Here is a 15,056-nt window from a genome sequence, read left to right as displayed (position 1 = left end):
GTGAGAGGACCCCATGGCGGCTTCCCCTTCCCCCATCCTGCTGCGCGGCGGCGGCGCGTCGCTCGTGCTCGCGACCGACGGCGCGGTGCCCCGCATCGCCCACTTCGGCCGCGACGTCGGCGACCTGGGCGAGGAGGCCCTGGCCGCCCTCGTCGACACCTCCCACGTGGGGACATCCGGGTCCGAGCCGGACGTGGCGCGCCGCCTCGGCCTATGGGCGACGCAGCACGAGGGCTGGGTGGGAACGCCGAGCGTGGCCGGCCACGCCGACGGATCCGCGACGACGCCGCGCCCCGAGACGCACGCCGTCGACGTCGAGCGGACCCCCGAGGGCGAGTCCGTCACCGTGCGCCTGTCCGACGCGGCGGCCGGCCTGTCGCTGACGGTACGGATCGCGCTCGATCGGTTCGGGGTGCTCGCGATCGATCACGAGCTCGAGCGCCACGCGGGCGCCGCGGGCGCGTACGACCTCGCGAGCCTCGTCGCGCTCGTGCCGGTGCCGGAGCGCGCGGCCGAGCTCATGGACTTCACGGGGCGGTGGTGCCGCGAGCGCGCCCCGCAGCGCGCGCCCTTCACGATCGGCGCGCACGTGCGCGAGGGCCGACGCGGGCGCCCCGGGCACGACTCGCCGTTCCTTCTGATGGCCGGCACCCCCGGGTTCGGATTCCGCTCCGGAGAGGTGTGGGGCGCGCACCTCGCCTGGAGCGGCAACGGCCGGTACCTCGCGGAGCGCCTGCCCGAGGGGGCGGGCGCGCACGCGGGGATTCTCGGCCTGGGCGAGGCGCTCGCGCCCGGCGAGGTGCGCCTCGAGGCGGGCGACGCCTACCGCGCGCCGACCGCCGTGTACGTCTGGTCGGACGCGGGCCTCGACGGCCTCTCGGCGCGGCTGCACGATCGCCTGCGCGCCCGCCCCTCGCACCCCGCGGATCCGCGCCCCCTGGTGCTGAACACCTGGGAGGCCGTGTACTTCGACCACGACCTCGCGACGCTCACGCGCCTCGTCGAGGCCGCGGCCGAGGTCGGGCTGGAGCGCGTCGTGCTGGACGACGGCTGGTTCGGCGGCCGCCGGGACACGACCGCCGGCCTCGGAGACTGGGTCGTCTCGGACGCCGTGTGGCCGGGCGGGCTCGGCCCGCTCGTCGAGGTCGTGCGCGCGCACGGCATGAGCTTCGGGCTGTGGTTCGAGCCCGAGATGATCAACGCCGACTCGGACCTCGCCCGCGCGCACCCCGAGTGGATCCTCGGCCCCGCGGCGGGCCTCGGGGTCCCCATGCGCGGGCAGTACGTGCTCGACGTTTCGCACCCCGACGCGTGGGCCTACCTGCTCGAGCGCATCTCGGCGCTCGTCGCCGAGTACGGGATCGACTACATCAAGTGGGATCACAACCGCGAGGTCCTCGAGGCCGTCGCGCGCCGCGAGGGATCCGACCGACCGATCGTGGGGGCGCAGACCCGGGCCACGTACCGGCTCATGGACGCGCTGCGCGAGCGCCACCCCGCGCTCGAGATCGAGTCGTGCTCGGCGGGCGGCGCCCGCATCGACCTGGGCATTCTCGAGCGCACGGACCGCGTGTGGGCGTCGGACTGCAACGACCCCGTGGAGCGGGGCCGGATCGAGCGCTACACGGGACTCCTCCTGCCGCCGGAGCTCATCGGGGGCCACGTGGGCCCGCCCGCGGCGCACACGACGGGGCGCGCGACCGACCTCGGGTACCGGCTGGCCGCGGCGCTCATGGGGCACGCGGGCGTGGAGTGGAACCTGCTGGAGTGCTCCCCCGCCGAGCGCGCGACCCTCGCGGCCTGGGCCGCCCTCCACAAGCGCCTGCGGCCGCTCCTCCACGGCGGCCGGGTCGTCCACGCCGACGGGCTCGACGCGGGCGCCGCGCTCGACGGCGTCGTCGACGAGGGCACCGGCCACGCCCTGTTCCGTTGGAGCCGCACCGACTCCGCGCCCGCGACCCGCACGGGCGTCGTGCCGTTTCCCGGAATCGACCCGGAGGGATCCGTCGTCGTGCGGATCCTTGAGGACGCCGGCGCCGCGCGGCTCATGCAGGACGAGCCGCCGGCGTGGGTCGCCGCGGCTCGGCGGGGCCTCACGCTGCCGGCGGCGGCTCTGGCCACGGTGGGCCTGCCGTTGCCGACCCTGGCGCCGCAGCAGGCGATGCTGATCGAGGTGACGCGGGCGTAGGACGACGTCAGGCGCGCCGCCCCGCGGTGCTCTCGCGCAGGATGAGTTTCGTCGTGACGACGGAGAACGGATCCGGCGTCTCGCCGCGCGCGAGCGCGAGGGCCGCGGCGATGCAGCGGCGCCCGACGTCGGAGAACTCGTGGTGCACGGAGGTCAGGGGCGGGTCGTACGCGCGCGCGTCCGACGTGTCGTCGAAACCGACCACGTGCACGTCGTCGGGGACGCGCCTTCCCGCCTCCGCGAGCGCGCGGTAGAGCCCGAGCGCCATCTGGTCGTTGCCGCAGAACACCGCCGTCACGTCCTCGCGGCCGGCGATCCTACGCCCCTCGCGGTAGCCCGAGGCGACACTCCAGTCGCCCCGGAGCGGATCCGGTACCTCGCGCCCGGCCGCCTCGAGGGCGCCGCGCCACCCGTCGATGCGGCGGGCCGCCGGGCGGGACTCCTCGGGGCCCGCGATGTGCCACACCGTCTCGTGGCCGAGCGAGAGCAGGTGCTCCGTGGCCTGCCGCGCGCCGCCCTCCTGATCCGTGTCGACGACGACGCGGGCGCGGGGCGCATCCGGATCCATGTAGACCACGGGCACGCCGGGAGGGAGGATCTCGGCCGCGTGCGCGAGCTGCGGCGCCTCGAGGTTGAGGATGAGGGCGTCGACGGCGAGCTCCTGCAGGCGCGAGAACAGCCGGTCGACGTCGGCCTGGTTCGTGGCGTGCACGGGGAGCAGCGTGGTGGCGTAGCCCTCCTCCGCCGCGCTCAGCGCGATGGCCTCGATCGTGCGGACGTCGCCGATCGTCGACAGGGTCTGCGAGAGGACGCCGATCGTTCGGAAGGATCCGAGCTTCAGCGCGCGGGCGGCGCTATTGGGCCGATACCCGAGCTCGTGCATCGCGCGGATGACGCGCTCGCGCGTCTCGGGCACGACGGTGCCGGTGCCGTTGGCGACGCGGGAGACGGTCTGCGCGGACACGCCGGCGTGCTGGGCCACGTCGCCCATCGACACGCGCCGTCGCGAGCCGGGTGCTTCAGAGGGTGTGTTCATGGGGTGTTCGCTCAAGGTATCGGGCGGATGTGCGCCACGGGTGGCGAAATGGGCTATGTTTACGTAAACATTGTTGCAGAGCTCACGCGACGAAGCGGAGGAAGACCATGACGTCCATGCCAGCGACGCTCCCCCAGCGGGCGCCCGTCCGGACGCGGCGCAGCGCGCGCGGGCGGTGGACCGGCTGGGGATTCCTCGCGCCGTTCGCGATCGTGTTCGCGCTGGTGTTCATCGCGCCGATCCTCTACGCGATCTGGCTCAGCCTCTTCCGCAGTCAGCTCGTCGGCGGCACCGAGTTCGTCGGTCTCGACAACTACGTGCGCGCGTTCGGGGATCCGCAGCTCTGGGCGGGTGTGTGGCGCATCGCGCTCTTCCTGGTTGTCCAGGTGCCGGTCATGCTCTTCCTCTCGCTGCTCGCGGCCCTGGCGATCGACAGCGGGCGCCTCTACGGCAAGAGCTTCTTCCGGCTCTCGATCTTCCTGCCCTACGCGGTCCCGGCCGTCGTCGCCTCGCTGATGTGGGGCTTCATGTACGGCACGCGCTTCGGCCTCGTGGGCAACCTCAACGACATGTTCGGCTGGAGCCTGCCGAACCTGCTCTCGCCGGACCTGATCCTCGCGTCCATCGGCAACATCGTGACGTGGGAGTTCATGGGCTACAACATGCTCATTTTCTACTCGGCGCTGCGCGTGATTCCGACCTCGCTCTACGAGGCGGCGGCGATCGACGGCGCGAACCAGTTTCGCGTCATCACGGCGATCAAGCTCCCCGCGATCCGCGGCGCGCTCGTCATCGCGACGATCTTCTCGATCATCGGGAGCTTCCAGCTGTTCAACGAGCCGAGCATCATGCAGTCGCTCGCGCCGAACGCGATCACGACCTCGTACACGCCCAACCTCTACGCCTACTCGCTGGCGTTCGCGGGCCAGCAGCACAACTACTCGGCGACCGTCGCCATCATCATGGGCGTCATCACGATGATCGTCGCCTACGTGGTGCAGCTGCGCGGGATGCGGAAGGGATCCTGACATGAGCACGACGACCCTCGTCACCCTGCGCACGGGCGCGACCCGCACCGAGCGCCGCGGCCGGCTCGGCACGATCGACAAGCCGCGCCGCAGCGTGCTGCTGACGGTGCTCACTGCCATCATGGTCGTGTACTCGCTGCTGCCGCTCGCGTGGCTCGTGATCAACGCGTCGAAGACGCAGGCCGACCTCTTCTCGACCTTCGGCCTGTGGTTTGGCAACTCGTTCGCGCTCTTCGACAACATCGGCCGCGCGCTCACCTACGACGACGGCGTCTTCCTGCGGTGGTTCGCGAACACGTTGCTGTACGTCGTGGTCGGCGCGGGCGGCGCGACCCTCCTCTCGGTCCTCGGCGGGTACGCGCTGGCGAAGTTCAACTTCCCCGGGAAGAAGGCGGTGTTCGCCGTCATCATCGGCGCCGTCGCGGTGCCGGGAACGGCCCTCGCCGTCCCGACGTTCCTCATGTTCAGCGAGATGGGGATCACGAACACCCCGCTCGCCGTCATCATCCCCTCGCTCATCTCGCCGTTCGGCCTCTACCTCATGTGGACGTTCGCGAGCGAGGCGATCCCGGAGGAGCTCATGGAGGCCGCCCGCATCGATGGCGCGAGCGAGTTCCGCACCTTCTGGCAGGTGTGCCTGCCGCTCCTGACCCCCGGAACGATCACCGTGGCGCTGTTCACGATGGTCGCGACGTGGAACAACTACTTCCTCCCGCTGATCATGCTGCGGGATCCGGAGTGGTACCCCCTCATCATCGGCCTCAACCAGTGGAACGCGCAGGCCGCGACCGCCGGCGGCGAGGCCATCTTCGACCTGGTGATCACGGGAGCCCTGCTCACGATCGTGCCGCTGATCATCGCTTTCCTCTTCATGCAGCGTTACTGGCAGTCGGGACTGGCCGCCGGATCCGTGAAGGAATGACCCCCTCCCCTCGACGATGGAGTTGACACACATGCGCACTATCCGAACCACCCGCCGGCGCGTCCTCGCCGGCACCGCCCTCGCGGGCGTCGCCACCCTCGCCCTCGCCAGCTGCTCCGGCGGATCCGGCGGCGGCGACGTCGACACCGACGCGGCCCTCGAGGAGGGCGGCACGATCACGGTGTGGGCGTGGGAGCCCACGCTCGAGCCCGTGATCGAGGACTTCGAGGCCGACAACCCCGGCGTGACGGTCGAGCTCGTCAACGTCGGAACCGGCATCGACTCGTACACCGCGCTGCAGAACGCCATCACGGCGGGGCAGGGCCTGCCCGACCTCGTGCAGATCGAGTATTACGCCCTCCCCCAGTTCGCGCTCCAGGAGTCGCTCACCGACCTCACGGAGTTCGGCGCCGACGAGTACGACGGGGCGTTCGCGACGGGCCCGTGGGACTCGGTGCACTCGGGCGAGCAGATCGTGGGCCTCCCGATGGACTCGGGCCCCATGGCGCTGTTCTACAACAAGACCGTCTTCGACGAGTACGGCGTCGAGGTGCCCGCCACGTGGGAGGAGTTCGCCGAGGCCGCGGCCCAGTTCCAGGAAGCGAACCCCGACGTCTACATCGGCAACGAGTCCTCCGACGCCGGCTTCGCGGCGTCGATGATGTGGCAGGCCGGCGGCACGCCGTGGACCGTCGACGGCACGAACGTCTCGTTCGACCTGACGGGCGACGCGGGCGCGCAGGCGTACGCCGAGCTGTGGCAGGGCATGCTCGACGACGAGCTTCTCGCTCCGATCGAGGGCTGGACCGACGAGTGGTTCCAGGGCATGGCCAACGGCACGCTCGCGACGCTCCCGATCGGCGCGTGGATGCCGGCAAACCTCGAGAGCAGCGTCCCGGACGGATCCGGCGACTGGCGCGTCGCGCCCATGCCGCAGTGGACCGAGGGCGAGGCCACCTCGTCGGAGAACGGCGGCAGCTCGCTGGCGATCCCCGCGGACGCGGAGAACAAGGAGCTGGCGTACGCGTTCATGGAGTACGCGAACGCGGGCGACGGCGTCCAGACGCGCCTCGACAACGGCGCCTTCCCGGCGACCACGGCGGACCTCGAGTCGGACGAGTTCCTGAACCAGGAGTTCGAGTACTTCGGCGGGCAGAAGATCAACGAGGTCCTCGCGGAGTCGTCGGCGAACGTCGTCGAGGGATGGCAGTACCTGCCCTTCCAGGTCTACGCGAACACCATCTTCGGCGACTCGGTCGGCCAGGCCTTCCTCGGCGACGGGACGATCTCGGAGCAGCTCGGATCCTGGCAGTCGACGCTCGAGCAGTACGGCGCGGACCAGGGCTTCACGATCGAGTGACCCCGCCCCGCCGCTGACACCCCTCGGGTCGCCAGGAGCCGCGCCTCGCACGCGGATCCTGGCGACCCGCCCTCTTTTCACCCCGTTTCCCCGAAGGGATCCCCATGCAGACTCACCGCTGGCTCCGTACGCCCGAGGGCGCCGCGCCGCGCATCTCCTACGGAGCCGACTACAACCCCGACCAGTGGTCGCGCGAGGTGTGGGACGACGACGTCCGCCTCATGAAGAAGGCCGGCGTGGACGTCGTGTCCGTCGCGATTTTCTCCTGGGCGAAGCTCCAGCCCGCCCCGGGCGTGTGGGACTTCGCGTGGCTCGACGAGGTCATCGACCTGATGCACGCGAACGGCATCGGCGTGGACCTCGCGACCGCGACCGCGTCCCCGCCGCCGTGGCTCACGATGGCGCACCCGGAGGTGCTGCCCGTCACCGCCGAGGGCCACGTGCTCTCCCAGGGTGCCCGCCAGCACTGGCGGCCGACGTCGCCCGTGTTCCGCGAGTACGCGCTGACGGTCGTGGAGAAGCTTGCGGAGCGATACGGATCCCACCCCGGCGTCGTCGCGTGGCACGTGAACAACGAGCTCGGCTGCCACAACGCCTACGACTACTCGGACGACGCGGCCGCGGCCTTCCGCGCGTGGCTGGCCGACCGGTACGGCGACATCGCGGGCCTCAACCACGCGTGGGGGACGGCGTTCTGGTCGCAGGCGTACGGGTCCTTCGACGAGGTGCTGCCCCCGCGGCTGGCCGCGTCGTTCCCGAACCCCACGCAGCAGCTCGACTTCGCGCGCTTCTCCTCCGACGCGCTGATCGACTATCTCGTCGCCGAGCGCGAGGTGTTGAACCGCATCACGCCCGACGTCCCCGTGACGACGAACTTCATGATCACGGGCGGCACGCGCCACGCGGACTACGCCGCCATGGCGAAGGAGATCGACTTCGTCTCCAACGACCACTACGTGACCGCCGACCGCGACGAGCTTGCGTTCTCCGCGGCGATCACGAGCGGCGTGGCGGGGCACCGGCCCTGGTTCCTCATGGAGCACTCGACGAGCGCGGTGAACTGGCAGCCGGTGAACCGGCCGAAGCGGGCGGGGGAGCTCATCCGGGACTCCCTGACCCACGTCGCGCACGGCGCGGACGCCGTGTGCTTCTTCCAGTGGCGCCAGTCCTCGGCGGGCGCCGAGAAGTACCACTCCGCGATGGTGCCCCACGCCGGCGAGGACACGCGCGTGTACCGCGACGTCGTGGAGCTCGGGCGGATCCTCCAGGGCCTCGGCGACGTGGTCGGATCCGACCGCGACCCGGCGCAGGTCGCGATCCTGTTCGACTGGCAGTCGTGGTGGGGATCCGAGCTCGATTCGCACCCGACGGAGCTACTGGAGTACCGCCGCGAGGCGCTCGAGTGGTGGACGGCGCTGGCGAACCTCGGGATCCGCGCCGACGTGGTGCCCACCGACGCCGACCTGGCGGGATACCGCATGGTCGTCGCGCCCGTGCTCTACAGCGTGCCGGAGGCGCTCGCCGACACCCTCCGGGCGTACGCGACCGCCGGCGGGCACCTCGTGACCACGTACTTCTCCGGCGCGGTCAACGAGCACGACCACGCGTATCTCGGCGGCTACCCCGGCGCGTTCCGTGACCTGCTCGGGATCCGCGTGGAGGAGTTCCGGCCCCTGTTTGCGGGGGAGACGGTGCCGCTGTCGATCGGCACGAACGGATCCCTGTGGAGCGAGCCGATCGACGTCGTCGCCGGCGACGTCGAGGTGCTCGCGACGTACGAGCACGAGGAGCTGGGGGCCGCGGTCACGCGCCGGCCCGCGGGCACCGGATCCGCCGCGTACGTCTCGACGCGCCTGGGGCTCGACGGCCTCGCCGCGATCCTGCCGGAGCTCCTGTCCGGTGCCGGGGTGACCTCGGAGCTGCCCGAGGCGCTGCGCTCCTCGGTCGAGCTGGTCGTGCGCGCGGGGGCGAACGGCCGCGTGCGGTTCTTCATCAACCGCACCGACGACGCGGTCGACCTCGGGGGGGTCGCGACGGACTTCCTCTACGGATCCGCCACGCTCCCCCCGCGCGGCGTCGCGATCGCCCGCGGCTAACCCCGCGCCACGCAAGTCCACAATTCTCCGACATTTCATCGGGGAATCCCCCGATGAAATGTCGGAGAATTGTGGACTTAGCGTCGGGGGAGGCGGGCGCGGAGCGTCGCGGTGACGGCCGAGAGCTCGGGGGCGCGGAACACCGCGAGGAGCGCGGCGTAGATCACCGAGCACACCAGGCCGATCACGACGCACCCGGCCACGGCGCCGGCGAGGCCCGACAGCATCCACCCGCCGGGGCCGCCCGTCCAGAGGTACACCGCGTATCCCGCCGCCCCCGCGGGGAGCGCGGCCGCCGTGAAGCGGCCGATCGCCCAGACGTTGGGGAGCATGCCGAGCGGGCCGAGGTGACGACGCAGCAGCCACGACGCGAGGATGACCTGCGCCAGGCTCGCGACCGCCTGGCTGAACGCGATGCCCGCCGTCACCCAGGCGTCGCCGAGCAGCGCGCGGGCGGCGAGGGCCCCGGCGACCGCGAGGGCCGCCTGGAACGCCGTGAAGAAGAACGGCGTGCGGGTGTCGCCGTACGCGTAGAAGGCGCGCTGAATGATGAACAGGACCGCCATCGGCACGAGCCCGAACAGGAACCCGATGAGCACGGTCGCGGTGCCCTCCGCCTCGGCGGTGTTCGTGGCGAACAGGCGCGACAGCGGCACGGCCGCGGCCATGAGCGTGACGGCCGAGATCACGATGAGCATGCCGAGGACCCGGGTGGAGGTCCCGATGTCGGAGCGCACGTCGGCGTCGCGCCCCGCGGCCGCGTGCTCGCTCATGCGCGTGAAGTAGGGCGTCCCGATGCTCATGACGATGAGCGAGTACGGGAGCATGAAGACGAGCCAGGCGTTCTGCCACACCGTCACGGAGGCGTTCTCGCCCGACGCCGTCGAGATCATTTGCTGCTGCACCGCCGTGACGACGTAGCCCACGAGGAGCATGGCGATGCTCCACGTGGCGACGCGCCGCACCTCGCCGAGGCCCATGCCGCGCCAGCGGAAGTCGGGCCGCAGGTGTAGGCCGGTCTTGCGCCAGAAGATGACGAGGGCGATGGTCTGGGCGACGATCCCGGCGGTCGCGGTGCCGCCGAGGAGGGCGATGCTGCCCGGATCCCACTCCTCGATCGGCATGCTGCCGCCGCCGTAGATGGCGATGAATACGAGAAAGCCCGCGATCGAGACGATGTTGTTGACGATCGGCGTCCACGCGTAGGGCCCGAACACCCGGCGGGCGTTGAGCGTCTCGCCGATGAGCGCGAACATCCCGTAGAAAAACACCTGCGGGAGGCACCAGAGGGCGAACGCGACGGCGAGGTCGAACTGCGGACCCGAGTAGTGCGAGAACAGCGAGACGAGCAGGGGCGCCGCCACGAGCGCGACGGCGGTGACGCCGAGCATGACCACGGTGCCGAGGGTGAAGAGCTTCGACAGCTGCCGCTGGCCCCCGTCCTCGGCCGTCGACCACCGCACGATGAGCGGCACGAACACCGCCGTGATGACGCCGGTGGAGATCACCTGGAAGACGTAGTTCGGCAGGATGTTCGCGGTATAGAAGGCGTCGTTGGCGAGGCCGAACGCCCCGATCGCCGCGACGAGGACCATGCTCCGTAGGAGCCCCGTCACGCGAGAGGCGAGCGTGCCCGCCGCGATGATGGCGCTCGATCGTCCGAGGCTCATTCGCCCGCTTCCTGTATGCCGCTATCGGAGTGGTTGTCGGCGGCCTCGGACCGCAGCCGGCGACGCCGCCGCACCTGGCGGACCACGCCGATGCCGAGCAGGCCCGCGATGAGCACGCCGAACGCCGTGATCCCGATGCGCTCCCAATCGGCGCGCACGGTCACCGGCATGTCGCGCTCGGGCCCGATCACCTCTCCCGTGACGGCCTCGAGCCGATAGTGCACCGTGACGTCCCCGCTGCCGACGCGCGCCTCGATCGGGATCGTGACGCGGGTGGTGCTGTCGGGCTGCGCGACGACGACGGTGCGCTCCTCGATCGAGAGGCGGGGGTCGTCGGGCTCCGCGACAACGACGACGTTCGCCGGATAGGGCAGGTCGTTGCGGATCCACACGGGCATGGGCGCCTCGGGGCTGAGGAGCTGCACGGGCGACGGCTGCTGGATGTCGATCGCCTGCTGACGGTCGGTGTTGAGCGCGTCGAGCGTCTCGGCGGCGTCCTCCCACCCGTCGGGGTTCGTCGACCAGCTCACGGCGAGCAGTCGCAGAAACTCCGCGCGCGTCTGGCTGGTGAGCAGGCTCGGGTCCTCCAGCGCGGTCGCGATGTGCTGGAGCCCCGGGACGTCGGCGAGGTAGCCCGCGACGGCGGCGATGCGCGCCTCGTCCACCTCGTATTCCGCAAGGGGAATGGATCCGGATCCCGCGAGCGCGGACAGGGTTCGGGGCGTCGATGCGGGCGTGCCGAGCGCCGCGTCCACGGCGGCGTCGAGGCCGTCGGCCGTGACGTCGGCCTCCGCGTCGACGACGACGGATCCGGCCTGGTCGGTCGTGAGCGTGTCGGAGCCCATGCGGTCGAGCGCGAGGACGACGGGCTCGTCGTCCGCCGCGAGCCAGATCTCGGCGGTCGCTGCCGAGAGCGCGCGGTCGCGCTCGGCGGGATCGGCGAGGGCGGCGGCCGCGAGCAGGCGGTCCGAGAGCGCGTCGTCGTAGGCGATCGTGCGCTCGCCCAGCGCGGGCTCGCCGTCAGCGGTGTCGGAGGCCGGCACGAGCACCCGCGCGCCGTCGCCCGCCGTGATCGCGGCCGCGAGCTCGTCGTTCAGGGATCCGCTCGCGGGCCAGTACACGGGCGCGCTCGCGGTCTCGCCGATGTCGGTGAGGGCGTCGACGCCGGTCGCGTCCTCGCCCAGCCCCGCCGTGTACGCCGACAGGTCGTCGACCCCGAGCGGCGCGTCGAGCCCGGCGGCGACCTGCGTCGCGACGTCGGCGTCGGCGAACTGGAGGGCGAACCGGTCGTTCGGGAGCGCCATGAGGCGCGCGAGCCACGCGCTCGCCTGGGGCGGCGCGTCATCCCCTAGCGCGCGGATCGCGGCGGGGATCGCGGGGTCGACGGCGAGGATCGCGGAGGTGCCCTCCACGGCGTCGAGCTCGGCCGTGAGGAGGCCGGACTCGCCCGTGAGGGTCGCGAGGACGTCGGCGGAGTACACCCCCGTGGTCGCGACCGGCCCCGTGATCGGGACGACGAGCGCCACCGGCTGCGCGGATCCGCCCGAGACGATCATGACGGCGCGGGCGCCGGCGGGGATCTCCGGCCCGGAGTACGTCGCGAGCACGGGGTAGACGCCCGTCTCGAGGTCGGAGACGTCGACGCTCTCGCTGAGGTTCGTCGCCTCGCCGGCCCCGAGGTCGTTGGTCTCGATCGTCGCGATCTCCTCCGAGGCGTCGCCGCCGGCGCCCGACACCCAGGCCTCGACGGCCGCGGCGTCCGTCAGCGCGTCGCCGCGCCGGATGACGATCTCGGCCGCGTCGTAGGCCGCGTCGTCGGGGTTCGCGAGCCCGATGTCGAGCGCCGCCTCGTCGCCCGAGACGACGCCCTGGTCGCCGACGCGCAGCGTGACGGGCGGGAGGTCCGCGGCCTCCGGCGGCGCCTCGTCGGCGCTCGCGACCGACGTCGGCAGGGTCGCGGCGGTCGCGGCGCCCGGAGCGGCGACCGCCAGCCCGCAGCCCACGACGAGGGCGGCGCCGAGGGTGAGGGGGCGCCGCGTCCAGGAAGTCGAATCGTTCATAGGAGAGTCCGCGACCGCGAGCCGCGCTGACGACGAGTCTACGGACGGGCGCCTGTCAGGCCGCACAGGAGGAACGATGTGTTCCCGCCGCGCGGTCCGGCGTGCGCGGGCGGGGCCTGCGCGCTCGATAGGATCGGGCGTATCCCCCTCTCCATCCATCCCCGAGGACTATGGGAATGCCCGAAGACGCAGCAACCTCTTCTCTCGATGCCGTGACCTCGGCGACCGAGCTCACGGGCGGAGTCGTGCGCCGCGCGGCCCGCATGGCGGACGGACGGGAGATCCTCTACTTCGACGACCCGGGCACGGCGCTTCCGCCGGAGCGCGCGGTCGACGCGCGCGCGCTGGACCCCCGCCCCGCGACCGCCTCGATGCGTCGCGACGTGCTGACGGGCGACTGGATCACGATCGCCGCGAACCGCCAGAACCGGGCCATGCTGCCGCCGGCGGAGCTGGATCCGCTCGCCCCACAGACGCCGACGAACCCGTCCGAGGTGCCCAGCGTCTACGACGTCGCCGTGTTCGAGAACCGGTCCCCCGCGCTCGGCCCCGCGCTCGCGCGCGCCACGGGAGACGTGCCCGCCGGCGAGGACGCGCCCGAGGGCCTCGACGACCTCCGGGCGCCGGGCCTCGGCCGCACGCGCACGGCGATCGGCCGCTGCGAGGTCGTGTGCTTCAGCCCGGAGCGCACCGGATCCTTCGGCACCCAGTCGGTCACGCGTGCCCGGACGGTCATCGAGGCGTGGGCCGATCGCACGGCCGCGCTGTCGGCGCTGCCCGGGATCCAGCAGGTGTTCCCGTTCGAGAACCGCGGCGAGCAGATCGGCGTGACGCTGCACCACCCGCACGGGCAGATCTACTCCTACCCCTACGTGACGCCGCGCACGCAGGCGTTGCTCGGGCAGATCGAGCGCGAGGGCGCCGACCTGTTCGAGCGGATCCTCGACTTCGAGCTCGCGGGCGAGCGCGTCCTGATCGAGGCCGAGCACTGGGTCGCGTACGTGCCGTTCGCGGCGCGCTGGCCGGTCGAGGCGCACCTCGTCCCCCGCCGCCACGCGGCCGACTTCTCGGAGCTCACCTCGGCCGAGCGCGACGAGCTCGCCTCGGTCTACCTGCGCCTTTTGCGCGGTGTCGACGCGCTCTACGACACCCCGACGCCGTACATCGCCGCGTGGCATCAGGCGCCCGTGCACGTCGGGCGCGACAGCGTCCGCATGCACCTGCAGCTCACGTCGCCGCGCCGCGGCGCGGACAAACTCAAGTTCCTCGCCGGATCCGAGGCCGCCATGGGCGCCTGGGCCGCCGAGATTCCGCCGGAGACGGGCGCCCAGCGCCTCCGGGACGCCATCGCCCAGGCCGGGGAGGTCCTCTGATGACGCCGACCGCACAGTCCGCCGCCGCGCTGTTCGAGCGCCTGACGGGATCCGCCCCCGAGCGCATCTGGTCGGCGCCCGGCCGCGCGAACCTCATCGGCGAGCACACCGATTACAACGAGGGCTTTGTCCTGCCGTTCGCGATCGAGCACCGCACCTACGCGGCTGTCGGGCGCCGATCCGACGGCATCATCCGCGTCGTGTCGACCTTCGATCCGAACCCGGTCGAGGTCGCGATCGTCGAGCTCCAGGCGCTGTTCGGCGGCGACGCGGGCGAGGGAGTGCGCAGCGGATCCGTGCCCGAGTGGGCCGCGTATCCGCTCGGCGTCGCGTGGGCCGCGCTCGCCGCGGACGGCCAGGGCGCCACGCAGATCCCGGGCGTCGACATCGCGATCGCGTCGGACGTGCCCATCGGCGCGGGCCTGTCCTCCTCGGCGGCCATCGAGGGCGCGACCGCGGGAGCGCTCGACGACCTGTGGGGCCTCGGCCTCACGCCGCTCGACATGGCGAAGATCGGCCGGACCGCCGAGAACCAGGCGGTCGGTGCGCCGACGGGGATCATGGACCAGGTCGCCTCGATCATGGGCCAGACGGACGCCGCCACGTTCTTGGATTGCCGCACGCTCGAGACGCAGGCCGTCGACCTCGGCTTCGCCCGCGAACACCTCGCGCTGCTCGTGATCGACACCCAGGTCTCGCACTCGCACTCGACGGGCGGCTACCGCGACCGGCGCGAGGCCTGCGAGCGCGGCGCGGCCGCCCTGGGCGTCCCCGCCCTGCGCGACCTCACGGTGGGCGACCTCGATCGGGCGCGCGCCGTGCTCGACGAGGTGACGTTCCGCCGCGTCGCCCACATCGTGACGGAGAACCAGCGGGTCCTCGACACCGTGGAGGCGCTGCGGGCCGAGGGGCCCCGCGCGATCGGCGGCCTGCTCGTGGCCTCGCACGTGTCGATGCGCGACGACTTCGAGATCTCGGTTCCCGAGCTCGACACCGCGGTCGAGAGCGCCCTCGAGGCCGGTGCCGTGGGCGCGCGGATGACGGGCGGCGGGTTCGGCGGGGCCGCGATCGCGCTCGTCGACGAGGCGCGCCTTGAGCAGACCCGCGAGGCCGTGGCCGACGCGTTCGCCCGCGCCGGGTTCCGCGCGCCAAACCAGTTCACGGTCGTCCCGTCGCACGGCGTCCTCCGCGACGCCTGACGCCCCCGCGGGCCCGGCACGCCAGCGCCCGAACAACACAACGCGGTCAATTTTTTTGCGGACATGGCGCGGATCCGCGCCGCCGCGGCCGCCGGGCCGAAGATTGACTGCGTTGTGTTGCTGG

Annotated in this window: 10 protein-coding genes; 7 read left to right on the top strand and 3 right to left on the bottom strand. The window is 72.2% G+C overall.

Going from position 1 to position 15,056, the window contains the following annotated elements:
- Window positions 1-13 precede the first annotated feature (13 nt).
- Window positions 14-2,188, top strand: a complete 2,175-nt coding sequence (locus G8E01_RS01550; protein ID WP_166314907.1) for an alpha-galactosidase — start codon at window positions 14-16, stop codon at window positions 2,186-2,188.
- A gap of 7 nt (window positions 2,189-2,195) precedes the next feature.
- Here the strand turns inward: G8E01_RS01550 and G8E01_RS01545 are convergent, their stop codons facing one another.
- Entirely contained in the window at window positions 2,196-3,224 is a 1,029-nt protein-coding gene (locus G8E01_RS01545) for a LacI family DNA-binding transcriptional regulator (protein WP_166314905.1), read from the bottom strand.
- A 116-nt stretch (window positions 3,225-3,340) separates the two neighbouring features.
- Between G8E01_RS01545 and G8E01_RS01540 the strand changes: the two genes are divergently transcribed.
- From G8E01_RS01540 to G8E01_RS01525, 4 genes are all read left to right on the top strand, one after another.
- Window positions 3,341-4,252: a carbohydrate ABC transporter permease gene (locus G8E01_RS01540; RefSeq protein WP_240921218.1), complete on the top strand. Its 912-nt coding sequence runs from the start codon at window positions 3,341-3,343 to the stop codon at window positions 4,250-4,252.
- Between the two features lies 1 nt (window position 4,253).
- On the top strand, window positions 4,254-5,174 hold the full coding sequence (locus G8E01_RS01535) for a carbohydrate ABC transporter permease (protein ID WP_166314901.1): 921 nt from the start codon (window positions 4,254-4,256) through the stop codon (window positions 5,172-5,174).
- Between the two features lie 31 nt (window positions 5,175-5,205).
- Window positions 5,206-6,534 (top strand): ABC transporter substrate-binding protein, encoded by a 1,329-nt coding sequence (locus tag G8E01_RS01530; RefSeq protein WP_166314899.1) that lies wholly within the window; start codon window positions 5,206-5,208, stop codon window positions 6,532-6,534.
- A 104-nt stretch (window positions 6,535-6,638) separates the two neighbouring features.
- Window positions 6,639-8,630: a beta-galactosidase gene (locus tag G8E01_RS01525; protein ID WP_166314897.1), complete on the top strand. Its 1,992-nt coding sequence runs from the start codon at window positions 6,639-6,641 to the stop codon at window positions 8,628-8,630.
- A gap of 77 nt (window positions 8,631-8,707) precedes the next feature.
- Here G8E01_RS01525 and murJ read toward each other — a convergent pair whose 3' ends face one another.
- Both murJ and G8E01_RS01515 read right to left on the bottom strand, forming a co-directional pair.
- Window positions 8,708-10,300, bottom strand: coding sequence for a murein biosynthesis integral membrane protein MurJ (murJ, locus tag G8E01_RS01520; RefSeq protein WP_166314895.1), 1,593 nt, complete (start codon window positions 10,298-10,300; stop codon window positions 8,708-8,710).
- Entirely contained in the window at window positions 10,297-12,360 is a 2,064-nt protein-coding gene (locus tag G8E01_RS01515; RefSeq protein ID WP_166314893.1) for a DUF6049 family protein, read from the bottom strand. The genes murJ and G8E01_RS01515 overlap by 4 nt, the downstream gene beginning before the upstream one ends.
- 170 nt (window positions 12,361-12,530) lie before the next feature.
- Here G8E01_RS01515 and galT point away from each other — a divergent pair, with 170 nt between their 5' ends.
- Window positions 12,531-13,733, top strand: coding sequence for a galactose-1-phosphate uridylyltransferase (gene galT / locus G8E01_RS01510; protein ID WP_420826038.1), 1,203 nt, complete (start codon window positions 12,531-12,533; stop codon window positions 13,731-13,733).
- On the top strand, window positions 13,733-14,932 hold the full coding sequence (gene galK, locus G8E01_RS01505) for a galactokinase (RefSeq protein WP_166314889.1): 1,200 nt from the start codon (window positions 13,733-13,735) through the stop codon (window positions 14,930-14,932). The genes galT and galK overlap by 1 nt, the downstream gene beginning before the upstream one ends.
- Window positions 14,933-15,056: the final 124 nt, after the last annotated feature.

Source organism: Microbacterium excoecariae, from assembly GCF_011326725.1.
GTDB classification, from domain to species: domain Bacteria; phylum Actinomycetota; class Actinomycetes; order Actinomycetales; family Microbacteriaceae; genus Microbacterium; species Microbacterium excoecariae.
Note: the sequence above shows the minus strand (reverse complement) of the source record. Positions and strands in the feature narration are given on the sequence as shown.

What these genes read in the sequence shown, in the direction of transcription:
- G8E01_RS01550 (WP_166314907.1), top strand. Translation starts at nt 14, where the DNA reads ATGGCGGCTTCCCCTTCCCCCATCCTGCTGCGCGGCGGCGGCGCGTCG.
- G8E01_RS01545 (WP_166314905.1), bottom strand. Translation starts at nt 3,224, where the DNA reads ATGAACACACCCTCTGAAGCACCCGGCTCGCGACGGCGCGTGTCGATG.
- G8E01_RS01540 (WP_240921218.1), top strand. Translation starts at nt 3,341, where the DNA reads ATGCCAGCGACGCTCCCCCAGCGGGCGCCCGTCCGGACGCGGCGCAGC.
- G8E01_RS01535 (WP_166314901.1), top strand. Translation starts at nt 4,254, where the DNA reads ATGAGCACGACGACCCTCGTCACCCTGCGCACGGGCGCGACCCGCACC.
- G8E01_RS01530 (WP_166314899.1), top strand. Translation starts at nt 5,206, where the DNA reads ATGCGCACTATCCGAACCACCCGCCGGCGCGTCCTCGCCGGCACCGCC.
- G8E01_RS01525 (WP_166314897.1), top strand. Translation starts at nt 6,639, where the DNA reads ATGCAGACTCACCGCTGGCTCCGTACGCCCGAGGGCGCCGCGCCGCGC.
- murJ (WP_166314895.1), bottom strand. Translation starts at nt 10,300, where the DNA reads ATGAGCCTCGGACGATCGAGCGCCATCATCGCGGCGGGCACGCTCGCC.
- G8E01_RS01515 (WP_166314893.1), bottom strand. Translation starts at nt 12,360, where the DNA reads ATGAACGATTCGACTTCCTGGACGCGGCGCCCCCTCACCCTCGGCGCC.
- galT (WP_420826038.1), top strand. Translation starts at nt 12,531, where the DNA reads ATGGGAATGCCCGAAGACGCAGCAACCTCTTCTCTCGATGCCGTGACC.
- galK (WP_166314889.1), top strand. Translation starts at nt 13,733, where the DNA reads ATGACGCCGACCGCACAGTCCGCCGCCGCGCTGTTCGAGCGCCTGACG.